A 23,954-nucleotide genomic window follows, 5' to 3' on the forward strand; every position below is an offset into this window, starting at 1 on the left:
ACCATGCCCGCTTTGTTGCCCGAGGTTGCCCATGGAGTTCGTGCTCTACCTGGTGCTTGGCGCCTGCGCTGGCGTGCTCGCCGGCCTGTTCGGCGTCGGCGGCGGGTTGATCATCGTCCCGGCCCTGGTATTCAGTTTCACCGCCCATGGCTTCTCACCCGAGGTGCTGACCCAGATGGCGGTCGGCACGTCGCTGGCAACCATCATCTTCACCTCGATCAATTCGATCCTCGAACACCACCGCCGCGGCGCCGTACTCTGGCCGGTATTCGCCTGGATGACCGTTGGGATCCTGGTCGGCAGCGCGCTGGGCGCGGTCACCGCGTCGAAGATCCAGGGCCCGGTGCTGCAGAAGATCATCGGCACCTTCGCCATTCTGGTTTCGATCCAGATGGCGCTGGGTCTGCAGCCAAAGGGCGAGCGCGGACTGCCCGGGCGCTTCGGCCTGGGCGTGGCCGGAGGCGTGGTGGGCTGGGCATCGGCAATCTTTGGTATCGGCGGCGGCTCGCTGACCGTGCCTTTCCTGTCCTGGCGTGGCGTCTCCATGCAACAGGCAGTTGCGACTTCCTCGGCGTGCGGCCTGCCGATCGCCATCGCCGGCGCGATATCCTTCATCGTCGTCGGCTGGCACAACGAAAAGCTGCCGGAGATGAGCCTGGGCTTCGTCTACCTCCCGGCGCTGGTGGGCATTGCCGTTACCAGCATGTTCTTTGCCCGCATCGGGGCACGTCTGGCGCATCGGCTGCCGGCCAAGGTCCTGAAGCGTTTGTTTGCCCTGCTGTTGTTCAGCGTGGGTTTGAGTTTTCTGATCTGAGTTCCTGCTAGGAGAAGCGGATGTTGCCTTATCCACAGATCGACCCGGTTGCCTTGTCGCTCGGGCCGCTGAAAATCCACTGGTACGGCCTGATGTACCTGATCGGCATCGGCGGCGCCTGGCTGCTGGCGTCGCGCAAGCTGAAAGATTTCGATCCGACCTGGACCAAGGAGAAACTCTCCGACCTGGTCTTCTGGGTGGCGTGCGGCGTGGTGCTGGGCGGTCGCCTGGGCTATGTGCTGTTCTACAACCTGGACGAATACATCGCCAATCCGACGCTGATCTTCGAGGTCTGGAAGGGCGGCATGTCGTTCCACGGCGGGCTGATTGGCGTGATGCTGGCCACCTGGTGGTTCGGCAAGCGCAACAACAAGAGCTTCTTCCAACTGATGGACCTGATCGCGCCGCTGGTGCCGATCGGCCTGGGCGCCGGGCGCATCGGCAACTTCATCAACGGCGAACTGTGGGGCAAGGTGACCGATGTGCCCTGGGCGATGATCTTCCCCACCGGCGGCCCGGAGCCGCGCCACCCGTCGCAGCTGTACCAGTTCGCGCTGGAAGGCGTGGCGCTGTTCGTCGTCCTCTGGCTGTTCACCCGCAAGCCGCGGCCGACCGCCTCGGTGTCCGGCCTGTTCGTGCTGTGCTACGGCATCTTCCGCTTCATCGTCGAGTTCGTCCGCGTGCCGGATGCCCAGCTGGGCTACCTGGCGTGGGGTTGGCTGACCATGGGGCAGGTGCTGTGCGTACCGATGGTGCTGGGCGGGATTGCGCTGATGGTCTGGGCCTATCGCCGCGCCCCGGCGCAGCCAGCGGCGAGCTGAGCATCGCCTGAATAAAAAAGCCCGCCAATTGGCGGGCTTTTTCATGGTTTTTGTAGGAGCGAGCTTGCTCGCGAACAGGTCCCGCGGTGGGGATTGGGTTCGCGAGCAAGCTCGCTCCTACAGTAAAGGCTGGGGACGGGCGCCCAGAGCGTAGGGCGGATAACGTTCGACGTTATCCGCCGTTTGGCCTTGATTTCAGGACATTCCGAGGCTGGCCCCACAACTTCGATGATGATCGTTGGATCGGCGTACAGCCGCTAGCGGCTGTACGCCCTACGGAAGGGCGCGTGTACCAGTGGGGCGGTGGTCAGACGGGCTCGACGAGAAGCAGCACGCCCTCCTGTCCGGTCACGCGCACTGGCGCGCCCGCCGGCAGGTCCGGGCCGCTGACCAGCCACACGCTGTCGCCGACGCGGATCTTTCCGCGACCGCCGACGATGGCGTCATGCAGGGCGAACTGGCGGCCCACCAGCTCGCTGCCGCGACGGTTGAGGCTGGAAGGTTGCGCGGCGCGCTTGTTCAGGCGCTGGTGATTCCACCAGTACAACGCGGTGAGGATCGCCAGCACGCCGAAGGCCAGGCATTGCCAGACCCAGTCCAGCCCCGGCAGCAGGAACGACAGCACGCCAGTCAGTGCGGCGGCGATACCGATCCACAGCAGGTAGCCGCCGGCGCCGAAGATTTCCAGGATCAGCAGGACGATGCCCAGGCCCAGCCAGTCCCAGAAACCGAGGTTCTGGAGAAAGGCGGCCATCAGCTGCGCCCTTTGCTTTCGCCGAAGGTGGCCTTGACGATTTCGCCGATGCCGCCCACCGCGCCGATCACCTGGCTGGCCTCCAGCGGCATCAGCACGATCTTGCTGTTGTTGGAGCTGGCCAGCTGGCCGAGGGCGTCGACGTACTTCTGGGCGACGAAGTAGTTGATCGCCTGCACGTTGCCGCTGGCGATGGCCTCGGAGACCACCTGGGTCGCCTTGGCTTCAGCCTCGGCCTGGCGTTCGCGGGCTTCGGATTCGAGGAAGGCCGATTGGCGCAGGCCCTCGGCTTCAAGAATCTGTGCCTGCTTCTTGCCTTCGGCGGTGAGGATTTCCGCAGCGCGGCGGCCTTCGGCTTCGAGAATCTGCGCGCGCTTGAGGCGCTCGGCCTTCATCTGGCTGGCCATGGCTTCCACCAGGTCGGCCGGCGGGCTGATGTCCTTGATCTCGATGCGGGTGACCTTCAGGCCCCAGGGCGCGGTGGCCTCGTCGACGGTGCGCAGCAGGCGTTCGTTGATCGCGTCGCGCTGGCTGAGCATGTGGTCCAGCTCCATGGAGCCGAGCACGGTGCGGATGTTGGTCATGACCAGGTTGCGCACGGCGTTTTCCAGCCCGCTCACTTCATAGGCCGCCTGCGCCGCGTCGACCACCTGGAAGAAGCACACGGCGTCGATCTGCACGATGGCGTTGTCGGCGCTGATGGCTTCCTGCGGCGGTACGTCGAGCACGCGCTCCATCATGTTGATCTTCTGGCCGACGCGGTCCACCACCGGAATGATGAGGCTCAGGCCCGGCTTGAGGGTGACGGTGTAGCGGCCGAAGCGCTCGATGGTCCATTCGTAGCCCTGGGGCACGACTTTGAACCCCATCAGGACGATGACGATGGCGAGGATGACGAAGAGCAGGGCGACACTGCCGATTTCCATGCAAAGGACTCCTTGTCTGCTGGATGAAAGGTCTGGCGTGGATCGAGTGAGGCTCGAGTGTAACTGCCCGGCCAGACTGGCATGCAGGAAAGTGCAGCAGTCTGCGCCGGATATTTCCTGGTGTGCCTGACGGGCGGCTTACTTCTGCTCGCTTTGCGGAGTGACCCGCATGACTTCCTCGATGGTCGTCAGGCCCGCCGCGACCTTCTGCGCGCCGGAAAGGCGCAGGCTGCGCATGCCTTCCTTGAAGGCCTGGCGGCGCAGCGGAATGAGGTCGGTGTCGGCGGTGATCAGCTCCTTCAGCGATTCGCTCAGCAGCATGATCTCGTACACGCCAGCGCGCCCGCGGTAGCCGGTGTCGCGGCACTCCAGGCAGCCGACGGCCTGGTGCGCGCCGGTGGGCAGCGGGGCGTTCCACGGGCGGGTGACTTCCTGCCAGTCCTCCTCGTGCAGCTCCATCGGTGCCTTGCAGTGCGGGCACAGGGTGCGCACCAGGCGCTGGGCCATGACGCCCAGTACGGTGGCGCGGATCAGGTAGTAGGGCACGCCCAGTTCCAGCAGGCGGGTGATGGCGGTGGGCGAGTCGTTGGTGTGCAGGGTGGAGAGCACCAGGTGGCCGGTGAGCGCGGCCTGGATTGCCATTTCGGCAGTCTCCAGGTCGCGGATCTCGCCGACCATGATGATGTCCGGGTCCTGACGCAGCAGGGCGCGCACGCCGCTGGCGAAGGTCAGGTCGATGTTGTGCTGCACCTGCATCTGGTTGAACGAGGGCTCGATCATCTCGATCGGGTCCTCGATGGTGCAGAGGTTCACCTCGTCGGTCGCCAGTTGCTTGAGCGTGGTGTAGAGCGTGGTGGTCTTGCCCGACCCGGTGGGCCCGGTGACCAGGATGATGCCGTTGGGCTGGCTGGTCATGCTCTCCCAGCGGCGCAGGTCATCGGGGGAGAAGCCGAGCTGGTCGAAGCTCTTGAGCAGCACCTCGGGGTCGAAGATCCGCATCACCATCTTCTCGCCGAAGGCGGTGGGCAGGGTCGAGAGCCGCAGCTCCACCTCGGCGCCGTCGGGGGTCTTGGTCTTCACCCGGCCGTCCTGCGGTTTGCGCTTTTCGGCGACGTTCATCCGGCCCAGGGTCTTCAGGCGGCTGACCACCGCCATGCTGACCTGCGGCGGGAACTGGTAGACGTTGTGCAGCACGCCGTCGATGCGGAAGCGCACCGTGCCCTGCTCGCGGCGCGGCTCGATGTGGATATCGCTGGCGCGCTGCTGGAAGGCGTACTGGAACAGCCAGTCGACGATGGTGACGATGTGCGCGTCGTTGGCATCGGGCTCCTGGTCGCTGGCGCCCAGGTTGAGCAATTGCTCGAAGTTGCCGATACCGCTGATCTTCTGGTCTTGCGAGCTGGCGCCGGTCACCGACTTGGCGAGGCGGTAGAACTCCACGGTGAAGCGCTGGATGTCCACCGGATTGGCCACTACGCGCTTGATCGGGCGCTTGAGCACGTGGGTGAGGTTGCTCTCCCAGGCGTGCACGAATGGCTGCGCGCTGGCGATGGTGACTTCATCCGGGGCCACCGCGACCGCGAGGATCAGATGGCGCTGGGCGAAGGCGTAGGACATCAGCGGGGTGACCGCGGCGACGTCGATCTTCAGCGGGTCGATGCGCAGGTAGGGCTGTCCGGAGAAGTCCGCCAGCCACCTTACCAGGGTATCCAGGTCCAGCTTGTGCCCCGGCCGCTGGCGGTCCGCGACCTGCTGCGCGGCGAGGAATTCCAGCGGGTGCTGCTGGTTCTTCACGGCGCTGCGGCGGATCGCCAGGCACTGCTCGGCGTCATCCTGGGCGACACGGCCCTGGGTGACCAGTTCGCGCAGGATGTCGCCCAGGTCGAGCGGACGGTCCTGGGCGGATGGGGCAAAGACGGACATCGGAACTCCTGTTGGTCGTGAAGAACGACGCCGCAGCGAAGATTCCTGTAGGAGCGAGCTTGCTCGCGAACCCGGCTTGGCACCGCGCCGGCTCTGTTCGCGAGCAAGCTCGCTCCTACAAAAAAGCCTGCACCGCGGTACGCGCGAAGCTTATTTCAAAAGCGCCTTCCACGGCTTGAGGGTCAGCACAGTATGGGCCTGGGCCGCGAGGGCATCCAGGCGCCCCTCGGCGTCGGGAGTGACGAGCAGCTCCTGCAGCTTGGCCAGTTCGCCATACAGGCGATCGGTTTCCGGCAGCTCCAGCACGCCGCGCGCCAGGCGCAGCCAGACCAGCATGCGTTGCAGGCGTGGCAGTTGGTCGGCGAGTACTTCGGGCAATTGCTGGGCGCGTTGCAGCGGCATGGCCTGGGCCTCTTCGGCCAGGGTGCGCTGCAGCCACTTGCCGACGGCGGAGCCGCCCAGGCGGTTGGCGCGCTCATTGCGCTCAAGGGTCCAGGCCTTGCCCAGCAGCCAGCGCGAAGTACTCAGGGAGAACTGACCCCAGCGCACGTTGGCCAGTTCCTCGAGGAAGACCGCCGGCATCTGCTGGCGCACGGCGTCGTCGTGGCGGCCCTGTTCGATGCGCGGTTGCCAGTCGGCGATCAGTGCGTCGAGGGCTGCGCGCAGCTCGCGGGTGCTGGCGCGCGGCACGGCCTGGCCGAGGCTGCCGAGCAGGGCGCGCAGGTCGACCAACTGTTGCAGCCAGCTTTCCAGCAGGCTCCAGTGGCCGTTGAAGCGGTACTGCTCGGCCAGACGCTGGCTGCTGCCCAGCAGCGCCCAGGACAGCGCGGCGAAGGCGCCGTCCAGCGGGGTTTCATGCAGCAGCTTCTGGGTGTCGGGCTGGATGCTGTAGCTGGCCGGGTCGAACAGGCGGTAGCCGCGCTCGGCCTTGCTGATGTCGCAGGGCATCAGCGCCAGGTCGGCGGCCAGCTCGATGGCCAGTTCCAGCAGCGCCTCGGGCTCGCCCTGGCGCAGTTCCAGTTCCAGCTCGCAGATTTCCTCCTGCTGCTTGCCGGCGACGACCTTGCCCAGGTCTAGGGCGGCCTCAATCACCACCTTGGCCTTGCCGCGACCCCAGGCGATCTCGGCGCGCTGGCGGGTGAAGTCGGTGCTGAAGATCGGCTTCAGGCTCTTCTTGTCCAGGTCGGCGAGGGCGGCCGGCCAGCACTGGTCGTCGAGTTTCTTCAGGTCGAGCTTGTTCTTCTCCAGGTACCAGTCCCACTCGTTGCGCTCGGACAGGCCGGCAACGCTCTGGCCGCGCGTCTTCAGGGTCTGGATGAACTGCTCGCCATCCTTGCGCATGCGCAGCGCCACGCGGGCGCGAGCCAGGTCGCGGGCGGGGGTGTCGTAGTACTGGTTGAACAGCTCGCGGGGCTCCCAGCCGGATTTGTTGCGCTTCTTCAGCGCTGGGTGATCGCGCAGGGCTTCGAGGGTCTCGCGGCTGACGCGCAATTTGATTTCGGTTTCTTTCTGCATGGCGGGGGTCCGGTTCAGAGCGGCCGCGCCCGTTTCCGAGCTTGTTGTACGAAGGACGGAACGACGGGCGCGAAAAAGACTTCAAAGTCATGCAGTTTACAGGACTTCGGCGTTCCTGCCGGGCGCCGCGAGGTTTTACCGCACCGTCGCATGGTCCATAGTGGTGTCCATCTTCTGGAGAAAGCCATGCCGTTGCCGCCGCTGAAACAACGCTTCGCCGAACTGATCGCCATTCCCTCGGTGAGCTGTACCCAGCCCGCGCTGGATCAGTCCAACCGTCCGGTGGTCGAGTTGCTGGGCAACTGGCTGGTTGACCTCGGCTTTGCCTGCGAAATGCAGCCGGTATCGCCGGGCAAGTTCAACCTGGTCGCGACCCTCGGCAGCGGCCCTGGCGGCTTGGTGCTGGCCGGGCACACCGATACCGTGCCCTACGACGAGGCCCTGTGGAAAAGTGACCCGCTGGGCCTGAGCGAGCGCGATGGGCGCTGGTTCGGCCTGGGTTCCTGCGACATGAAGGGCTTCTTCGCCCTCGTCATCGAAGCCCTGCTGCCGCTGCTGGAGCAGCCGTTCAAGCAGCCGCTGATCATCCTCGCCACCTGCGACGAGGAAAGCTCCATGGCCGGCGCCCGCGCGCTGGCCGAGGCGGGGCGGCCGTTGGGCCGCGCGGCGGTGATCGGTGAGCCGACCAACCTCAAGCCGATCCGCCTGCACAAGGGCGTGATGATGGAGCGCATCGACATCCTCGGGCAGAGCGGCCATTCCTCCGACCCCAGCCTGGGGCGCAGCGCGTTGGAGGCGATGCAGGCGGTAATGGGCGAATTGCAGGGCTTGCGTAGCCAGTGGCAGCGTGAGTTCAACAACCCGCAGTTCAGCGTGCCGCAGCCGACCCTCAACCTGGGTTGCATCCACGGCGGCGACAACCCCAACCGCATCTGCGGCCAGTGCGCTCTGGAATTCGACCTGCGCCCGCTGCCGGGCATGGCTCCGGAGGCTCTGCGTCAGGCCATCCGCGAGCGGCTCAAGCCCGTCGCCGAACGCCACGCGGTGAAGATCGACTACGCGCCGCTGTTCCCGGCCGTGCCACCCTTCGAGGAGCCGGCACAGAGCGAGCTGGTGCGGCTGGCCGAAAGTCTGACCGGGCACACGGCGGAAGCGGTAGCCTTTGGCACCGAAGCACCGTATCTTCAGCAGCTCGGCTGCCAGACCCTGGTGCTGGGTCCTGGCGACATCGCCTGTGCCCACCAGCCGGATGAACACCTCGAGCTCGAGCGCATCGAGCCCACCGTGGAACTGCTGCGCGGACTGATCCGTCATTACTGTCTGTAAGACTGTTGTTCCTGCGTCAGAAACTGTTGATGAAGAGTTGCCTGTAGAGCGCCCCGACAACGGGCCCGACCTATCCAAGAGGAGAAACCTGTCGATGTTCCTGCGACGACGATAACCGCGCCGCCCCTGGCCGTGCCCTCGGCCGCATCCGACAGATTTCCGCCCACTCGAACGACAGGCTTTTCAAGCAATGCACGACTACGTCAACTGGCTGCGCCACGCCTCGCCCTATATCAACTCGCACCGGGACTGCACCTTCGTGGTGATGCTCCCCGGCGAAGGCGTCGAAGATCCCAATTTCGGCAATATCGTCCACGATCTGGTTTTGCTCCACAGCCTGGGCGTGCGTCTGGTGCTGGTACACGGCTCGCGCCCGCAGATCGAGGCGCGCCTGGCCTCCCACGGACTGGCGCCGCGCTTCCACCGTGGCCTGCGCGTCACCGACGCGCCGACCCTGGGCTGTGTGATCGATGCGGTGGGCAGCCTGCGCATCACCATCGAGGCACGCCTGTCCATGGGCATGGCCGCCTCGCCCATGCAGGGCTCGCGGATGCGCGTGACCTCGGGCAACTTTGTCACCGCGCGGCCGATCGGCGTGGTCGACGGTATCGACTATCACCATACCGGCGAAGTCCGTCGGATCGACCGCAAGGGCATCAACCGCCAGCTCGACGAGCGCAGCATCGTGCTGCTCTCGCCGCTGGGCTATTCGCCCACCGGCGAAATCTTCAACCTCGCCTGTGAGGACGTGGCCATGCGCGCGGCCATCGACCTGGGCGCGGACAAACTGATTCTCTACGGAGCCGAGCGCGGTCTGATGGACGAGGCCGGCAAGCTGGTGCGCGAGCTGCGCCCACAGCAGGTGCCGGCGCACCTGGAGCGCCTCGGCACGAGCTACCAGGGCGAACTCCTGGATGCCGCTGCCCAGGCGTGTCGCGCGGGTGTGCGTCGCAGCCATATCGTCAGCTACACCGAAGACGGCTCGCTGCTCAGCGAACTCTTCACCCGCACCGGCAACGGCACCCTGGTGGCCCAGGAGCAGTTCGAGCAATTGCGCGAGGCGGGCATCGAGGACGTCGGCGGCCTGCTGGAGCTGATCCGCCCGCTGGAAGAGCAGGGCATTCTGGTGCGCCGTTCCCGCGAAGTGCTGGAGCGCGAGATCGAGCAGTTCAGCATCGTTGAACGCGAAGGGCTGATCATCGCCTGTGCGGCGCTCTATCCCATCGCCGATTCGGACTCAGGCGAACTGGCGTGCCTGGCGGTGAACCCGGAGTACCGCCACGGCGGGCGCGGCGACGACCTGCTGGACCGCATCGAACAGCGCGCGCGCAACCTCGGCCTGAAGACCCTTTACGTGCTCACCACGCGGACCGCCCACTGGTTCCGCGAGCGCGGCTTCCAGCCCAGCAGCGTGGAGCGCCTGCCGGCGGCGCGGGCGTCGCTGTACAACTACCAGCGCAATTCCCAGGTGTTCGAGAAGACCCTCTGATCAGATTGGCGCGTGCTGCTTCACCGAGTGCCTGATCCGCACCATCAGTGGTAGCGCTTTGCGAGGCGCTGCCTTGGGGCGGCTCTGGTGCTGGCGCAACCGTTTGCTGCCATCGAGCCAGCCGGCTTCCCAGCTGGCGGCCAGGACTTCATGGATGGGGCGGCGAGGCTGTCGTTCGAGCAGCGCTTCCAGATAGCCCTGCTTGTAGGTGGTCTCCAGTTGCTGGAGGGTCCAGGGGGATGAAGGGGAAGACATGAATCGCTTTCCTGAGAAGGCTTGCGCGGATCGCGCCGGTGGTGCCGGTTGCGATCCGCAGGGAGGGGAATTCTCTCCCCGCCCTCACAGGATGCCGATCAGAACTCTTTGAGCTGCATGTCAGCGATTTCTTGCTCCGTCAGACGCTGAGCAGGCCCAGGATGCTCGCCTGATACGCGGCGACGAAGGTGTCGAAATCGCCTTCGGGCTGTTTCTCCAGCTCCGCCTGCTCGGCCAGGGATTCGCTGGCCATGCTTTCGAAGCGTGCCTGCTCCTCGGCCGGCAGCGGTTCGCCCTGCAGGGTGGCGGCATGCTGGCGGCTATAGCGCAGGGCGAAGGCTTCGAAGCTTTCGCCACGCTCGCGCATTTCCGCCAGAACGCGGGCGGACGGAGTCAGGCTGGAATCGGCGATCTTGGCGCGCTGCTCGGCCAGGCTCTGCGCGTGCAGGTCGCTGTCGTTGGCGCGGTCGAGCAGGTCGATGATCGGTGCGATGCCGTCGAGCAGAGCGCTCGCCCATGCCGTCATCTCGATCTGCTGGCCACCGCGTTCGAGTTTCAGGCCCGGACGACGACCCTCCTTGACCACCTTGAGGAAGTTGCTGGTGGCCGAGCCGCACTCGCAACCACCCAGCGGCGGGCTGTCGGAGAGTGCGCAGTAGAGCAGGAAGGCGTCGAGGAAGCGTGCTTCGGTGACGTCGATGCCCAGCGGCAGGAAGGGGTTGATGTCCAGGCAGCGCGCCTCGACGTACTGCACGCCACGGGCCATCAGCGCCTGGATCGGACGCTCGCCGGTGTAGGTGACGCGTTTCGGGCGGATGCTCGAGTAGTACTCGTTCTCGATCTGCAGGATGTTGGTGTTGAGCTGAACCCACTCGCCATCGACCTTGGTGCCGACCTTCTCGTACGGCGCGTAGGGCGTGCTCACCGCGCGGCGCAGGCTGTCGATGTAGCTGTCCAGGTCGTTGTAGCAGGGGGTCAGGCCGGCCTGGGCGTTGTTCTGGTAGCCCAGGTCGCTCATGCGCAGGCTGGTGGCGTAGGGCAGGTAGAGCGTGTGCTCGTCGAAGGATTCCAGGCCGTGCGGGCGGCCGCGCAGGAAGCCGGCGTCCAGGGCGGGCGATGCGCCGAACAGGTACATCAGCAACCAGCTGTAGCGGCGGAAGTTACGGATCATCGCGATGTAGCGGTGCGACTGGAAGTCCCGTGCGCTCTTTTCGCTGCCTTCTTCCTCGCGCAACAGCTCCCAGATGCCTTCGGGCAGGGAGAAGTTGTAGTGGATGCCGGCGATGCATTGCATGGTCTTGCCATAACGCAGGGCCAGGCCCTTGCGGTAGACGTACTTCAGGCGGCCGATATGCGAGCTGCCGTAGCGGGCGATCGGGATGGTTTCTTCATCCGGCAGCTCGCAGGGCATGGACGGGCTCCACAGGTATTCGCCGTCGAGCTTGCCGCTGGCGAAGCGGTGGATTTCACCCAGCTCGTCCAGGGTCTTCTCGACGCTGGTGGACGTCGGGGTGATGAATTCCAGCAGTGACTCGGAGTAGTCCGTGGTGATCTGCGGGTTGGTCAGCGCCGAGCCCAGGGCACGCGGATGCGGGGTCAGGGCGAGCTTGCCGCGTTCATCGACGCGCAGGCATTCGCGCTCGATACCGTGCAGGCACTGGGTGAGCAGGGACAGGTTGGCGGCATCGCCAAGCAGGGCCAGGCGGCGGGAGAGTTGGTCGCTCAAGTTGGAAGTCCTTCACACGGCAATCGCCCCACTATGGGGGTGGACTGGGCGGTCTACAAGGGGAGAACAACCGGCGTGGTCGCCTGGCTTTATCGAGGCGCTGCGCCGGCGCCCGCAAATCCGGGGCTCCGGCATACAGCATAGGTCAGTTGTCGCGGCGCGAATTACAACTGGGCGAAGGTGCCTTGTCCCTTGGCGACCAGCTTGTCGCCCTGGTGGATGTCGGCCTCGACCACCAGCGAGCGGCGCCCGGCGTGCAGGACCTTGGCCACACAGCGCACTTCGCCTTCGGATACCGCGCGGATGTAGTTGATCTTGCATTCCAGGGTGACGCTCTGCCGGTCGAAACCATGGGCGCTGGAGCAGGCCAGGCCCATGGTCATGTCCATCAGCGTGAAGAGTGCGCCGCCATGCATGACGTTGCCGCGATTGCGCAGGTGCTCGGCCATTGGCAGCAGCACCTCGGCTTCGCCGTCGGCGACACGGATCGGCTGCACGCCGAGGGTATCGCTGAAGCGGCTGATCATCAGCTCGCGGGCGGGCATCTCGCTCATGGACCTTCCTTACTTCTTCTTCAGTTGCTTGGCGTTGGCGAACAGCGAGGCCATGGCGTTGTTCGCCGGGGCCTTCTCCTGCTGGCGCGGGGCAGCGCTGCGTTCGCCACGCGGCGCGCCATTGCCGGGACGGCCACCGCCGCGTGGGCCGTCGACCTTCTCGCCGGGGGTGTCGCTCATGCGCATGGACAGGCCGACGCGGTTGCGCGGGATATCCACTTCCATGACCTTGACCTTGACGATGTCACCGGCCTTGACCACTTCGTACGGGTCCTTGACGAACTTCTCCGACAGGGCGGAGATGTGCACCAGGCCGTCCTGGTGGACGCCGATGTCAACGAAGGCGCCGAAGTTGGTGACGTTGGTCACCACGCCTTCGAGCACCATGCCGGGGGTGAGGTCCTTCAGGCTCTCGACGCCGTCCTGGAACTCGGCGGTCTTGAACTCCGGGCGTGGGTCGCGGCCGGGCTTGTCGAGTTCCTTGAGGATGTCGGTGACGGTGGGCAGGCCGAACTGCTCGTCGGTGAACTTCTTCGGGTCCAGGCGCTTCAGGAAGCCCGAGTCGCCGATCAGCGAGCGCACGTCGCGGCCGGTGTCGGCGGCGATGCGCTGCACCAGCGGGTAGGTTTCCGGGTGCACCGCGGAGGCGTCCAGCGGGTTGTCACCGTTCATCACGCGGAGGAAGCCGGCGGCCTGTTCGAAGGTCTTGTCGCCCAGGCGGCTGACCTTGCGCAGGTCGTCGCGGGTGCGGAACGCGCCGTTGGCGTCGCGGTGCGCGACGATGTTCTGCGCCAGGGTGCTGTTGAGGCCGGAAATGCGCGCCAGCAGGGCGGCGGAGGCAGTGTTGACGTCCACGCCGACGGCGTTCACGCAGTCTTCCACCACCGCGTCCAGGCTGCGCGCGAGCTGCAGCTGAGACACGTCGTGCTGGTACTGGCCGACGCCGATGGATTTCGGCTCGATCTTCACCAGCTCGGCCAGCGGGTCCTGCAGGCGGCGGGCGATGGAGACGGCGCCACGCAGCGATACGTCCAGCTCCGGGAATTCCTTGGCGGCCAGTTCGGATGCCGAGTACACCGAAGCGCCGGCCTCGCTGACCATGATCTTGGTGCACTTGAGCGCCGGGTATTTCTTGATCAGCTCGGCGGCCAGCTTGTCGGTCTCGCGGCTGGCGGTGCCGTTGCCGATGGCGATCAGCTCCACCTGGTGCTTGGCGCACAGCGCGGCGAGCACGGCGATGGTCTGGTCCCACTGGTTCTTCGGCACGTGCGGGTAGACGGTGGCGGTGTCCAGCAGCTTGCCGGTGGCGTCGACCACGGCGACCTTCACGCCGGTGCGCAGACCCGGGTCGAGACCCAGGGTGGCGCGCGGGCCGGCCGGGGCGGCCAGCAGCAGGTCGTGCAGGTTGCGCGCGAAGACGTTGATCGCCTCGAGGTCGGCGCCTTCGCGCAGCTCGCCCAGCAGATCGGTTTCCAGGTGGGTGTAGAGCTTGACCTTCCAGGTCCAGCGCACCACTTCGGACAGCCACTTGTCCGCGGCGCGGCCCTGGTTACTCACGCCGAAGCGCTCGCCTATCATGACTTCGCACGGGTGCGAGGTGCCCGGCAGCTCTTCGCCGACCTTCAGGGCGACGCTCAGGATGCCTTCGTTGCGGCCGCGGAAGATCGCCAGGGCGCGGTGCGACGGAGCGTTCTTCAGCGGCTCGTCGTGTTCGAAGTAGTCGCTGAACTTGGCGCCTTCGGTTTCCTTGCCGGGGACCATGCGCGCGGTCAGGGTGGCGTTGTCCTTGAGGAAGCTGCGCAGACGATCCAGCAGGGTGGCGTCCTCGGCGAAGCGCTCCATGAGGATGTACTTGGCACCTTCGAGCACGGCTTTGGTATCGGCGAAGCCCTTCTCGGCATCGACGAAGCGCGCGGCTTCGGTTTCCGGGGGCAGGTTCGGGTCGTTGAACAGGGCATCGGCCAGTTCACCGAGGCCGGCTTCCAGGGCGATCTGGCCCTTGGTGCGGCGCTTCTGCTTATAGGGCAGGTAGAGGTCTTCGAGGCGGGTCTTGGTGTCGGCGAGGTTGATCTCGCGGGCCAGTTCCGGGGTCAGCTTGCCCTGTTCCTCGATGCTGGCGAGGATCGCGCCACGGCGCTCGTCCAGTTCGCGCAGGTAGCGCAGGCGCTCTTCGAGCATGCGCAGCTGGGTATCATCCAGGCTGCCGGTGACTTCTTTCCGGTAACGGGCGATGAAGGGAACGGTGGAGCCTTCATCGAGCAAGGCGACGGCAGCGGCGACTTGCTGCGGTTGAACGCGGCCGGAGGGCAGTGCGGAAAGCTCTTCGGCGATACGGGTGTTGATGCTGTCCATAAATCCACCTGGTGAAACCAACAAAATACGGGGCGCATGATCTGCTGCGCGTCGGCATAACTGCGTTGAGGCCAACCGAGAAATGCTCATTGACTGCAGTCAACTTCGCTTTCTCAGCTGTCCTCGCCTTGTTCTGCTCTAGCTCGCAAGATCATGAACAGGCTCATAACAGAGCATCTGGACCGGGCTTCCCGGTCATTCGACAGGCTCTGTGACAACGCCCCGCCGCAAAAGCGCCGCATTATACCCACGACAATTTCACCGGGTGGGCGGCTGGTCGGGGAAAAATCTGCTAACAATGGACAAGCCGTGAAGCACGGCGGCTGGGCGATAATGCCCGCCGAATCAGATTCTGGGAGTTTCCATGAGCAACGCTGCCACCCTGCCGGAAGGCGAAAAGATCCTCGTGGTCGATGACGACGCGCGCCTGCGCCGTCTGCTGGAACGCTTCCTCGATGAGCAGGGTTACCGTGTCCGCGCCGTTGAAAACACCGAGCAGATGGACCGCCTGCTGGCCCGCGAACTGTTCCAGCTGGTGGTGCTCGACCTGATGATGCCCGGCGAGGATGGCCTCTCCGCGTGCAAGCGCCTGCGCGACTCGAACAACCAGATCCCGATCATCATGCTCACCGCCAAGGGCGACGAGTCCAGCCGCATCTCCGGCCTGGAACAGGGCGCTGACGACTACCTGGCCAAACCCTTCAATCCGCGCGAGCTGCTGGCGCGGATCAAGGCCGTGCTGCGCCGCCAGGCGCCGCTGGTGCCGGGCGCGCCGGCGGGCGAGGACGAGATCGTCACCTTCGGCGACTATGAACTGCACCTGGCCACCCGCGAGCTGAAGAAGGGCGAGGAAGTGCACATGCTCACCACCGGTGAGTTCGCCGTGCTCAAGGCCCTGGTGCAGCACGCCCGCGAGCCGCTGACCCGCGACAAGCTGATGAACCTGGCCCGCGGCCGCGAGTGGGACGCTCTGGAGCGCTCCATCGACGTGCAGATTTCCCGCCTGCGCCGACTGATCGAGCCCGATCCATCGAAGCCGCGCTACATCCAGACCGTCTGGGGCGTGGGCTACGTATTCGTGCCGGACGGCGCTGCGCGCAAGTGATTCAACCTGTAGGAGCGAGCTTGCTCGCGAACAATGTTTCGCTTCGATGCGGGTTCGCGAGCAAGCTCGCTCCTACTACAGCCGTTCCCTGGTAAGCCGTTCTTGAAAACACCCCTCTGGTTCCCGCAAAGCTTCTTCGCCCGCACCCTCTGGCTGGTGCTCATCGTCGTGCTGTTCTCCAAGGCGCTGACCTTGGTCTACCTGCTGATGAACGAAGACATGCTGGTTGACCGCCAGTACAGCCACGGCGCGGCGTTGACCGTACGCGCCTACTGGGCCGCGGACGAGAAATCGCGGGAGGCCATCGCCCAGTCCGCCGGGCTGAAGTGGGCGCCCCACGAGCAGGGGCAGCCGGAGGAAGTGCACTGGCCGTACACGGAAATCTTCCAGCGGCAGATGCGCATGGAGCTGGGCATCGATACCGAGACGCGCCTGCGCATCCATCATCCGTCGATGCTCTGGGTGCGCGCGCCGACCCTGGGTGACGGCTGGATCGGCGTGCCGCTGTACCCGCACCCACTGCGCGGCCAGCAGATCTGGAGCGTGCTGGGCTGGTTCCTCGGCATCGGCCTGTTGTCCACGGCGGCGGCCTGGATCTTCGTGCGGCAACTCAGCCAGCCGCTCAAGCGCCTGGTCTTCGCCTCCCGCGAGTTCGGCAAGGGGCGCAGCGTACGCCTGCCCCTGGGGCAGGAAACGCCCAGCGAAATGGCCGAGGTATACCGCGCCTTCAACCAGATGGCCGACGATGTCGAGCAGGCCGGGCGCGAGCGCGAGCTGATGCTGGCTGGGGTCTCCCATGACCTGCGTACGCCGCTGACGCGTCTGCGCCTGTCGTTGGAGCTGATGCCTGACAGCGACCGCGAGATGGTCGAGGACATGGTCCGTGACATCGAGGACATGGACGCCATCCTCGACCAGTTCCTCGCCTTCATTCGCGACGGCCGCGACGAGCCGGTGGAAGAGGGTGACCTCGCCGACCTGATCCGCGAAGTGGCCGATGCCTTCAACCAGACCGGCAACCGCGTGCGCTTGTGCCTGGAAACGCTGCCGCTGTTCCGCTTCCGAAGGGTTTCGATCAAGCGCCTGCTCGGCAACCTGATCGAGAACGGCCTGAACCATGGTGGCGGCAAGGTCGAAGTGGCGGCCCATGTGGCCGGCGGTGGCGGTGCGCCCTACGTCGTGCTCAGCGTGCTGGACCGTGGCGCGGGTGTCGATCCGCAGGAACTGGAGAACATCTTCAACCCCTTCTTCCGCGGCGACAAAGCCCGCGGCGGGAAGGGCACCGGCCTCGGCCTGGCCATCGTCAAGCGCATCGCCGAACAGCACGGCGGCAGCATCGAGTTGCGCAACCGCGAGGGTGGTGGCGTGGAAGCGCGCGTCTGTCTGCCGCTGGGCCTGCTGCTGCCGCGCGACGCACATTAAGAGCCTGCTAGCGATCTGCTGCGCGTCGGCATAACGGCGTTGAGGCCAGCCGAGAAATGCTCATTGACGGCAGTCAACTCCGCTTTCTCAGCTGTCCTCGCCTTGTTCTGCTCCAGCTCGCGAGATCGTAAACAGACCCTAATCCCAGCGCAGGGATTTTCCTTCCAGCACCACCTGGCGACCATAGGGCCAGGCGCGGTTGTGCGCGCCGTGGCCGCTGGGCAGGCCATGGTAGAGCGGCACGCCCAGTTGCGCGGCGTACTCGGCGAAGATTTCTTCCAGGCTGTGGGCTACACCCTTGCGCGGGCAATCGGTGAAGGTGCCGAGGCAGATCGCGCCCAGGCGTGCGCCGTGCAGGCTGTTGAGTAGTTGCCAGAGGCTGCGCTCGATGCGGTAGTAGGGCTCGCCGACGTCTTCGAGAATCAGGATCGCGCCGTCGGGTACGTACAGCGCACCTTCGGTGCCGGCCATGCAGGCCAGCGCGGTGAGGTTGCCGCCGATCAGTTCGCCTTCTACAGCCGCTTTCGGCCCTGCCAGATGCTGCACTGCCAGTTTGCCGGGGCCGCCGGCCAGCACATGGCTGATCGAGGCCAGCGAGGCCAAGCGTTCACGCTGCTCGCTGGGGGCGCTCAGCGGCTGCAGGCCCAGTCCGGTAGCGACCATGCCGTGAATCGCCGGCAGCCCCTGCCGATGGAAGGCGCTGAGCAGGATGGAGATGTCCGAGAAGCCGATCAGCGGGCGCGGCGAAGCTGCCTCGATGCGCTGCCAATCCAGCAGCGGGATGAGTTGTCCACAACCGTAGCCACCGCGCAGGCACCAGACGGCGCTGACATCTGTCAGCTCGAAGGCGGCGTGGAAGTCTTCCAGGCGTTGCTCCGGCGTACCGGCCAGGTAGCGGTAGCGGGCGTCGGCGTGTGCGCCCAGGTGGTAGTCGATGCCCTGCACCTCCAATTGACGAAGGGTGGCCTCCAGCACTTCTTCGGCGATCGCCGAGGCCGGCGCGACCAGCGCGACGCGGCCTTCGATGGGCGACCATTTGAGTTCGGCGTGGGGGCGGGAAGCGGGCATGGTTGGATTCCGATTACTTCAGGAGAAACTGTAGGAGCGAGCTTGCTCGCGATGGGTTCCGTGGGGCAATGAAGCTTGGAGCTGGAACTTCGGGGGCTCGGTGCTTCATTCTGATTTGGCTGCCATGCGGCTCCTCACCCTCACCCTGGCTACGGGCCTCGCTCCGAAGGGAGTGGGGACTGATCGGTGCAGGACGAAACCATGGTGTCAGCCGGCACGGACGGCTCCCTCTCCCTCCGGGAGAGGGCTGGGGTGAGGGTAGGACCCGGCGCAGTGCTTGAAGGGAGCTTTATGAGAGTTTGTTCCTGACATCCATGTCGTCACTACGTGCCTCTCTGAGACCCCTGCCAGGCCATCCGTGGCCTGGCGTTCGCCGGCGCGACGCATGCGTCGCGAAGCCCCGGCTCACCCCTTGCCCTTGGTCCGCGCCAGATGCGGCCCGCCATTCTTCTCCAGGTACTCGATGATCACCCCGGCGATGTCCTTGCCGGTGGTGGTCTCGATGCCTTCCAGGCCCGGCGAGGAGTTCACCTCCATGACCAGTGGCCCGTGGTTGGAGCGCAGGATGTCGACGCCAGCCACGTGCAGGCCCATCACCTTGGCGGCGCGGACGGCGGTCATGCGCTCCTCCGGGGTGATCTTGATCAGGCTCGCGCTGCCGCCGCGATGCAGGTTGGAGCGGAACTCACCGGCTGCGGCCTGGCGCTTCATCGAAGCGATCACCTTGTCGCCCACCACGAAGCAGCGGATATCAGCGCCGCCGGCTTCCTTGATGTACTCCTGCACCATGATGTTGTGCTTGAGCCCCATGAAGGCTTCCAGCACGGACTCGGCAGCCTTCTCCGTCTCGCACAGCACCACGCCGATGCCCTGGGTGCCTTCCAGCAGTTTGATCACCAGCGGCGCGCCGCCGACCATCTGGATCAGGTCCGGCACGTCATCGGGGGAGTGGGCGAAGCCGGTCACCGGCAGGCCGATGCCCTTGCGCGAGAGCAGCTGCAGCGAGCGCAGCTTGTCGCGCGAGCGGGCGATGGCCACCGATTCGTTGAGCGGGAACACCCCCATCATCTCGAACTGGCGCAGTACTGCGCAGCCATAGAAGGTCACCGAGGCGCCGATGCGCGGGATGACTGCGTCGAAGCCTTCCAGCGATTGGCCGCGGTAGTGGATCTGCGGCTTGTGGCTGGCGATGTTCATGTAGGCGCGGAGGGTGTCGATCACCACCATCTCGTGGCCACGTTGCTGCCCGGCCTCCACCAGCCGACGGGTGGAATACAGGCGCGGATTGCGCGACAGCACAGCAATTTTCATTGATCACCTGGAAGGGTGGCGGGAACCATGATGAGGGGTTTGTCTTGTACGTAGGTCAGGCCAGGATTGACCACCAGCTGGCCCTGGACCAGGGCCTTGGAGCCTAGCAGCACGCGGTAGCGCATGGTCTTGCGGCAGGCCAGAGTGAATTCCACCGACCAGGCGCGGTCGCCCAGGGCCAGCAGGGTGCGGATCACGTAGCGGGTCTGGGCCTGGCCGTTGGAGCTCTTGATGGTCTTCATCGTCACCACCGGCGCTTCGCAGCGATGACGGCGCTGCACCTGGGTGCCCAGGTGGGCGACGAAGCGCACCCAGCTCTGGCCATTGCGCTTGAACGGCACGATCTCACTGGCATGCAGGCTGGAGGTACTGGCGCCGGTGTCGATCTTCGCGCGCAGGCCGACCATGCCCAGTTCGGGCAGGGCAATCCACTCACGCAAACCAATTACCGACAGCTGGTCGAAAGTCTTCAAGGCTGGTGTCCCCGGCGTTTGCCGGCATTCTAGTCAGGCCGGTTGTACCCCGCCAGCGGGGCGCGGGTACACTCTCAGACCCGCATGACGAGGTTGTGAAGTGAGCGAAAAAGACGACGACAAGGTCCGCCTGGACAAGTGGCTGTGGGCGGCGCGCTTCTTTAAGACCCGCTCCCTGGCCAAGGAAGCCATCGACGGTGGCAAGGTGCATTGCCGGGGCGAGCGCTGCAAGCCGGGCAAGGAGCCGAAGGTGGGCGAGGAGTATGTCATCCGCACCGGTTTCGACGAGCGCACCGTGGTGGTGAAGGCGCTGTCGATGGTGCGTCGCGGTGCGCCCGAGGCGCAGCTTCTTTATGAAGAGACCGCTGACAGTGTGAAGCGCCGCGAAGACGCCTCAGCGATGCGCAAGGCCGGTGCACTGGGCGTGCAGACCGACGGGCGCCCGACCAAGAAGCAGCGCCGCCAACTGTTCAGCTTCCGCGATCAGGAGTGATTCGCCGGTGAGGGCCGCAGGGGCCTCACTGGGAATGGCTTGTGGTCAGCCCGCGACAACGCTCAGGCGGTTGACCAGCGGAATCCTTGCCACGAGGCGGAACAGCGGCTCGGTCCAGCGCACCAGCGCGGCACTGCCCTTGGCGGCGAACGGAGTGAAGCAGCTCCAGGCCAGGGCCACCAGGGCCATCTGTACGCCGCCGATGTAGTCGTCCTGCCCCCAATGCGCGCCGGCCACCAGGCGCGGCAGCATGAACAGCAGCGCCAGGCCCCAGATCGCCACCCACTGCAGGGCGTTGCGGGCGAACAGGGTGAGGAACAGTGCCCAGATCAGCAGCACCGAGGCATGGTCGCCGGGGAAGCTGCGGGCGGACTCGTCCTTCACCTCGAACGCGGTGTTTTCCCACTGCGGGAAGAAGTGCTCCAGGCGCACGGCATCCGGCGCGATGCTGGAAATACTCGCGTGCTGCCAGCCGAGCTTGTGGGCGATCTTGGCGTAGAGGATGCGTACGACCACCAGCACCACGGCCGCGCATAAAAAGCCGAAGGTCGCCGCACGGGCCTGGGTGGCCTTGAAAATCCAGTCGCCACGGATCAGCAGGAGCAGCAGGATCACCCCGACCAGCAGGTCGAACGGCCGGGTGCTGGCTACGGCCCAGGTCAGGCGCCAGGCTTCGTTGGTCGCCAGCGGCTGGTTGAGCAGGCTGAACAGGCTGAAATCGAACAGGTCCATCGCGCTGCGCGTGGGCTCCCAGAGCCACAGCAGGAGCAGGGCGAGGGCCATCAGGTGACAGGCGATGAAGGGTTTCCAGGACCAGGTGGCTTGGAACGGCGTGGTTTTGTCCATAAAATCGATACCCCCTTACGGAACCACCCGACCGTGGGTGGTGCTGCAAAGCGCGCTTTATATGCCTTTGCCATTAACTTGTCATTTATTTGTGCCTATCGCAGCGTTGTGCCCAGCATGTCCCAAATCGATCAAAGTCAGCGTTTCCTGTTCGACAACACCGATGTCCGCGGTGAGCTGGTGGAGCTCGACCGCAGCTACGCCGAAGTGCTGGCCAAGCACCCCTATCCGCAGCCGGTCGCCCAGTTGCTGGGAGAAATGCTAGCCGCTGCCGCGCTGCTGTGCGGCACCCTGAAGTTCGACGGCCTGCTGGTACTGCAGGCGCGCTCCAGTGGCGCCGTGCCGCTGCTGATGGTGGAGTGCTCCAGTGATCGCGAAGTGCGCGGCCTCGCTCGCTACGACGCGGACGCCATCGGCGATACCGCCGGCCTGCCGGAACTGATGCCCCATGGTGTGCTGACCCTCACCGTCGACCCGAAGAACGGCAAGCGCTACCAGGGTATCGTGCCGCTGGAGGGCGCGACCCTGGCGGACTGCCTGTCGACCTACTTCGCCACGTCCGAGCAATTGCCGACCCGCTTCTGGCTCAACGCCGACAGCCGTCGCGCCCGTGGCCTGCTGCTGCAGCAACTGCCGGCCGACCGCCAGCGCGATGCCGAGTCCCGCGAAGCCAGTTGGCAGCACGTCACCACCCTGGCCGACACCCTCACGGCCGAGGAACTGCTGGGCCTGGACAACGCCACCGTGCTGCACCGCCTGTACCACGAAGACGATGTGCGCCTGTTCGAGCCGCAGCCGCTGGTGTTCCGCTGCAGCTGCTCGCGGGAACGCTCGGCCAATGCGCTGGTCAGTCTTGGGCAGGAAGACGCCGAGCGTCTGCTGGCCGAAGAGGACGGCGAGATCGTCATCGACTGCCAGTTCTGCAACCAGCGTTATAGCTTCGACGGTTCGGACGTCGCCCAGCTGTTCTCGGGCGGCGGTAGCCAGACACCGTCAGAAACTCGCCATTGACCGCGTCGATTTGTCCGATAGCCGAACCAATGGCGCTCTCGCCAGATCAGAGGCTGCACGAGAACAGTTCTTTTCTGGCATAATCCCGCGACTTTTTTCCGCGGTAGTGGGAATCAGAAGTCACTACGCAATGTTTGGAGGACTCGGCTTCGGCCGACGGGGACCCACATGACGCAAGCCAATAAAGCCGTTTACACCGACATCAGCGTTGCCCAACTGGTCGAGGAAGCCATTCGCCGCGGCGAAGGCGAACTCGCCGACAACGGCTCGCTGGTCGTACGTACCGGCCACCGCACCGGCCGCTCGCCTGCCGACCGTTTCATCGTCGAAGAGCCGGGCAGCAAGGATTCCATCGCTTGGGGCGCCATCAACCGTCCGTTCCCGGCCGACAAGTTCGATGCCCTGTGGGACCGTGTCCAGGCCTTCAATAACGCCCAGGACCATTTCGTTTCCCACGTCCATGTAGGTTCGGCACACGAGCACTACCTGGCCGTGAAGATGACCACCGCCACCGCCTGGCAGAACCTGTTCGGTCGCGCGCTGTTCATCGAGCCCGAGCAGTACAACCCGGCCGGCCGCGAAGAGTGGCAGGTTCTCAACGTCGCCAACTTCGAGTGCGTGCCCGAGCGTGACGGCACCAACTCCGATGGCTGCGTGATCCTCAACTTCGCCCAGAAGAAAGTGCTGATCGCCGGTATGCGCTACGCCGGTGAAATGAAGAAGGCCATGTTCGGCGTGCAGAACTACCTGCTGCCGGAAAAAGACGTGCTGCCGATGCACTGCGCCGCCAACATCGGCGAAGCGGGCGACGTGACCCTGTTCTTCGGTCTGTCGGGCACCGGCAAGACCACCCTGTCCGCTGATGAAAGCCGCTACCTGATCGGCGACGACGAGCACGGCTGGGGCGAAGGCGTTGTCTTCAACATCGAAGGCGGCTGCTACGCCAAGTGCATCGACCTGTCCGAGAAGAACGAGCCGGTCATCTGGAAAGCCATCAAGTTCGGCGCCGTGCTGGAAAACGTCGTTCTCGACGAAAACCGTACTCCGGATTACGCCGATGACAGCCTGACCCAGAACTCCCGCGCGGCCTACCCGCTGGAGAACGTCGAGAAGCGTTCCGAGCAGAACCTCGGCGGCGAGCCGAATGCCGTGATCTTCCTGACCTGCGACCTGACTGGCGTTCTGCCGCCGGTGTCGATCCTGAACAACGAGCAGGCGGCCTACCACTTCCTGTCCGGCTACACCGCGCTGGTCGGTTCCACCGAAATGGGTTCGGGCGGCGGCATCAAGTCGACCTTCTCCACCTGCTTCGGCGCGCCGTTCTTCCCGCGTCCGGCCGGCGTCTACGCCGAGCTGCTGATCAAGCGCATCAAGGCCTTCGGTTCCAAGGTCTACCTGGTCAACACCGGCTGGACCGGTGGTGGCTACGGCGTCGGCAAGCGCTTCAACATCCCGACCACCCGTGGCGTCATCGCCGCCATCCAGAGCGGTGCTCTGATCGGCGCTGAAACCGAGCACCTGGACATCATCAACCTGGACGTGCCCAAGGCCGTTCCGGGCGTCGAGACCGTCCTGCTCAACCCGCGCAACACCTGGGAAGACAAGGCCGCCTACGACGAAGCCGCCAAGGGTCTGGCCAGCAAGTTCATCGACAACTTCAAGAAGTTCGACGTGAGCGACGCCATCAAGAACGCCGGCCCGCAGCTGTAAGCGAGCCTGTTCTGGAAAGAGCCGCCTTCGGGCGGCTTTTTCATTGGCGCCTCGGAACCG

General features: G+C 65.4%; 21 protein-coding genes. 9 read left to right on the forward strand and 12 right to left on the reverse strand.

The window, feature by feature from the left end:
- The first annotated feature begins 31 nt into the window (after positions 1 to 31).
- Both ACNFH5_RS20180 and lgt read left to right on the forward strand, forming a co-directional pair.
- Positions 32 to 814 carry a sulfite exporter TauE/SafE family protein gene (locus ACNFH5_RS20180; RefSeq protein ID WP_416748952.1) on the forward strand — a complete coding sequence of 261 codons (783 nt, stop codon included), beginning with the start codon at positions 32 to 34 and terminating at the stop codon, positions 812 to 814.
- Between the two features lie 20 nt (positions 815 to 834).
- Entirely contained in the window at positions 835 to 1,635 is an 801-nt protein-coding gene (gene lgt / locus ACNFH5_RS20185; RefSeq protein WP_416748954.1) for a prolipoprotein diacylglyceryl transferase, read from the forward strand.
- 307 nt (positions 1,636 to 1,942) lie between these two features.
- Here the strand turns inward: lgt and ACNFH5_RS20190 are convergent, their stop codons facing one another.
- The 4 genes from ACNFH5_RS20190 to ACNFH5_RS20205 all read right to left on the reverse strand — a co-directional run bounded on the left by ACNFH5_RS20190 (position 1,943) and on the right by ACNFH5_RS20205 (position 6,753).
- Entirely contained in the window at positions 1,943 to 2,389 is a 447-nt protein-coding gene (locus ACNFH5_RS20190) for an NfeD family protein (RefSeq protein WP_416748956.1), read from the reverse strand.
- On the reverse strand, positions 2,389 to 3,315 hold the full coding sequence (locus tag ACNFH5_RS20195; protein ID WP_416748958.1) for an SPFH domain-containing protein: 927 nt from the start codon (positions 3,313 to 3,315) through the stop codon (positions 2,389 to 2,391). Before ACNFH5_RS20195 ends, ACNFH5_RS20190 begins: the two co-directional genes overlap by 1 nt.
- A gap of 138 nt (positions 3,316 to 3,453) precedes the next feature.
- The gene (locus ACNFH5_RS20200) at positions 3,454 to 5,238 is read right to left on the reverse strand and encodes a GspE/PulE family protein (protein WP_416748960.1); all 1,785 of its coding nucleotides are present in this window, start codon (positions 5,236 to 5,238) and stop codon (positions 3,454 to 3,456) included.
- Positions 5,239 to 5,388: 150 nt separating this feature from the next.
- A complete protein-coding gene (locus ACNFH5_RS20205) occupies positions 5,389 to 6,753 on the reverse strand; it encodes an inorganic triphosphatase (RefSeq protein ID WP_416748962.1) in 1,365 nt (454 codons plus the stop codon).
- 186 nt (positions 6,754 to 6,939) lie between these two features.
- Here ACNFH5_RS20205 and argE point away from each other — a divergent pair, with 186 nt between their 5' ends.
- The gene (gene argE / locus ACNFH5_RS20210) at positions 6,940 to 8,079 is read left to right on the forward strand and encodes an acetylornithine deacetylase (protein ID WP_416748964.1); all 1,140 of its coding nucleotides are present in this window, start codon (positions 6,940 to 6,942) and stop codon (positions 8,077 to 8,079) included.
- Between the two features lie 190 nt (positions 8,080 to 8,269).
- A complete protein-coding gene (gene argA / locus ACNFH5_RS20215; protein ID WP_416748966.1) occupies positions 8,270 to 9,568 on the forward strand; it encodes an amino-acid N-acetyltransferase in 1,299 nt (432 codons plus the stop codon).
- Here argA and ACNFH5_RS20220 read toward each other — a convergent pair whose 3' ends face one another.
- From ACNFH5_RS20220 to ACNFH5_RS20235, 4 genes are all read right to left on the reverse strand, one after another.
- Positions 9,569 to 9,823 carry a hypothetical protein gene (locus ACNFH5_RS20220; protein ID WP_416748968.1) on the reverse strand — a complete coding sequence of 85 codons (255 nt, stop codon included), beginning with the start codon at positions 9,821 to 9,823 and terminating at the stop codon, positions 9,569 to 9,571.
- A gap of 139 nt (positions 9,824 to 9,962) precedes the next feature.
- On the reverse strand, positions 9,963 to 11,549 hold the full coding sequence (gene gshA / locus ACNFH5_RS20225) for a glutamate--cysteine ligase (RefSeq protein ID WP_416748970.1): 1,587 nt from the start codon (positions 11,547 to 11,549) through the stop codon (positions 9,963 to 9,965).
- A 164-nt stretch (positions 11,550 to 11,713) separates the two neighbouring features.
- A complete protein-coding gene (locus ACNFH5_RS20230; RefSeq protein ID WP_416749141.1) occupies positions 11,714 to 12,076 on the reverse strand; it encodes a PaaI family thioesterase in 363 nt (120 codons plus the stop codon).
- Positions 12,077 to 12,112: 36 nt separating this feature from the next.
- Positions 12,113 to 14,455 carry a Tex family protein gene (locus ACNFH5_RS20235; protein WP_416748972.1) on the reverse strand — a complete coding sequence of 781 codons (2,343 nt, stop codon included), beginning with the start codon at positions 14,453 to 14,455 and terminating at the stop codon, positions 12,113 to 12,115.
- A 364-nt stretch (positions 14,456 to 14,819) separates the two neighbouring features.
- Between ACNFH5_RS20235 and ompR the strand changes: the two genes are divergently transcribed.
- Both ompR and ACNFH5_RS20245 read left to right on the forward strand, forming a co-directional pair.
- The gene (gene ompR, locus ACNFH5_RS20240; RefSeq protein ID WP_416748974.1) at positions 14,820 to 15,560 is read left to right on the forward strand and encodes a two-component system response regulator OmpR; all 741 of its coding nucleotides are present in this window, start codon (positions 14,820 to 14,822) and stop codon (positions 15,558 to 15,560) included.
- A 102-nt stretch (positions 15,561 to 15,662) separates the two neighbouring features.
- Positions 15,663 to 16,982 carry an ATP-binding protein gene (locus ACNFH5_RS20245; protein WP_416748976.1) on the forward strand — a complete coding sequence of 440 codons (1,320 nt, stop codon included), beginning with the start codon at positions 15,663 to 15,665 and terminating at the stop codon, positions 16,980 to 16,982.
- Positions 16,983 to 17,120: 138 nt separating this feature from the next.
- Here the strand turns inward: ACNFH5_RS20245 and ACNFH5_RS20250 are convergent, their stop codons facing one another.
- The 3 genes from ACNFH5_RS20250 to ACNFH5_RS20260 all read right to left on the reverse strand — a co-directional run bounded on the left by ACNFH5_RS20250 (position 17,121) and on the right by ACNFH5_RS20260 (position 19,801).
- Complete coding sequence (locus ACNFH5_RS20250; RefSeq protein ID WP_416748978.1) at positions 17,121 to 18,050, reverse strand: S66 peptidase family protein; 930 nt, start codon at positions 18,048 to 18,050, stop codon at positions 17,121 to 17,123.
- A 405-nt stretch (positions 18,051 to 18,455) separates the two neighbouring features.
- A complete protein-coding gene (gene rimK / locus ACNFH5_RS20255) occupies positions 18,456 to 19,361 on the reverse strand; it encodes a 30S ribosomal protein S6--L-glutamate ligase (protein WP_184587846.1) in 906 nt (301 codons plus the stop codon).
- The gene (locus ACNFH5_RS20260) at positions 19,358 to 19,801 is read right to left on the reverse strand and encodes an ATP-dependent zinc protease (protein ID WP_416749143.1); all 444 of its coding nucleotides are present in this window, start codon (positions 19,799 to 19,801) and stop codon (positions 19,358 to 19,360) included. Before ACNFH5_RS20260 ends, rimK begins: the two co-directional genes overlap by 4 nt.
- A gap of 133 nt (positions 19,802 to 19,934) precedes the next feature.
- On the opposite strand from ACNFH5_RS20260, the gene ACNFH5_RS20265 reads away from it, so the two are divergent.
- Positions 19,935 to 20,327, forward strand: a complete 393-nt coding sequence (locus ACNFH5_RS20265) for an RNA-binding S4 domain-containing protein (RefSeq protein ID WP_416748980.1) — start codon at positions 19,935 to 19,937, stop codon at positions 20,325 to 20,327.
- Between the two features lie 45 nt (positions 20,328 to 20,372).
- On the opposite strand, the gene ACNFH5_RS20270 is transcribed toward ACNFH5_RS20265, so the two are convergent.
- Entirely contained in the window at positions 20,373 to 21,173 is an 801-nt protein-coding gene (locus tag ACNFH5_RS20270; protein ID WP_416748982.1) for a phosphatase PAP2 family protein, read from the reverse strand.
- Between the two features lie 117 nt (positions 21,174 to 21,290).
- On the opposite strand from ACNFH5_RS20270, the gene hslO reads away from it, so the two are divergent.
- Both hslO and ACNFH5_RS20280 read left to right on the forward strand, forming a co-directional pair.
- Positions 21,291 to 22,184, forward strand: a complete 894-nt coding sequence (gene hslO / locus ACNFH5_RS20275; RefSeq protein WP_416748984.1) for an Hsp33 family molecular chaperone HslO — start codon at positions 21,291 to 21,293, stop codon at positions 22,182 to 22,184.
- 168 nt (positions 22,185 to 22,352) lie between these two features.
- Positions 22,353 to 23,894 carry a phosphoenolpyruvate carboxykinase gene (locus ACNFH5_RS20280; protein ID WP_416748986.1) on the forward strand — a complete coding sequence of 514 codons (1,542 nt, stop codon included), beginning with the start codon at positions 22,353 to 22,355 and terminating at the stop codon, positions 23,892 to 23,894.
- Positions 23,895 to 23,954: the final 60 nt, after the last annotated feature.

The sequence above is a fragment of the Pseudomonas sp. NY15435 genome, assembly GCF_048068295.1.
Taxonomy (GTDB): domain Bacteria; phylum Pseudomonadota; class Gammaproteobacteria; order Pseudomonadales; family Pseudomonadaceae; genus Pseudomonas.

Coding starts and splice junctions, on each gene's coding strand:
- ACNFH5_RS20220 (WP_416748968.1), bottom strand. CDS start 9,823: ATGTCTTCCCCTTCATCCCCCTGGACCCTCCAGCAACTGGAGACCACC.
- ACNFH5_RS20235 (WP_416748972.1), bottom strand. CDS start 14,455: ATGGACAGCATCAACACCCGTATCGCCGAAGAGCTTTCCGCACTGCCC.
- ACNFH5_RS20250 (WP_416748978.1), bottom strand. CDS start 18,050: ATGCCCGCTTCCCGCCCCCACGCCGAACTCAAATGGTCGCCCATCGAA.
- ACNFH5_RS20200 (WP_416748960.1), bottom strand. CDS start 5,238: ATGTCCGTCTTTGCCCCATCCGCCCAGGACCGTCCGCTCGACCTGGGC.
- ompR (WP_416748974.1), top strand. CDS start 14,820: ATGAGCAACGCTGCCACCCTGCCGGAAGGCGAAAAGATCCTCGTGGTC.
- ACNFH5_RS20195 (WP_416748958.1), bottom strand. CDS start 3,315: ATGGAAATCGGCAGTGTCGCCCTGCTCTTCGTCATCCTCGCCATCGTC.
- ACNFH5_RS20230 (WP_416749141.1), bottom strand. CDS start 12,076: ATGATCAGCCGCTTCAGCGATACCCTCGGCGTGCAGCCGATCCGTGTC.
- lgt (WP_416748954.1), top strand. CDS start 835: ATGTTGCCTTATCCACAGATCGACCCGGTTGCCTTGTCGCTCGGGCCG.
- ACNFH5_RS20270 (WP_416748982.1), bottom strand. CDS start 21,173: ATGGACAAAACCACGCCGTTCCAAGCCACCTGGTCCTGGAAACCCTTC.
- rimK (WP_184587846.1), bottom strand. CDS start 19,361: ATGAAAATTGCTGTGCTGTCGCGCAATCCGCGCCTGTATTCCACCCGT.
- hslO (WP_416748984.1), top strand. CDS start 21,291: ATGTCCCAAATCGATCAAAGTCAGCGTTTCCTGTTCGACAACACCGAT.
- ACNFH5_RS20280 (WP_416748986.1), top strand. CDS start 22,353: ATGACGCAAGCCAATAAAGCCGTTTACACCGACATCAGCGTTGCCCAA.
- argE (WP_416748964.1), top strand. CDS start 6,940: ATGCCGTTGCCGCCGCTGAAACAACGCTTCGCCGAACTGATCGCCATT.
- ACNFH5_RS20190 (WP_416748956.1), bottom strand. CDS start 2,389: ATGGCCGCCTTTCTCCAGAACCTCGGTTTCTGGGACTGGCTGGGCCTG.
- argA (WP_416748966.1), top strand. CDS start 8,270: ATGCACGACTACGTCAACTGGCTGCGCCACGCCTCGCCCTATATCAAC.
- ACNFH5_RS20205 (WP_416748962.1), bottom strand. CDS start 6,753: ATGCAGAAAGAAACCGAAATCAAATTGCGCGTCAGCCGCGAGACCCTC.
- ACNFH5_RS20180 (WP_416748952.1), top strand. CDS start 32: ATGGAGTTCGTGCTCTACCTGGTGCTTGGCGCCTGCGCTGGCGTGCTC.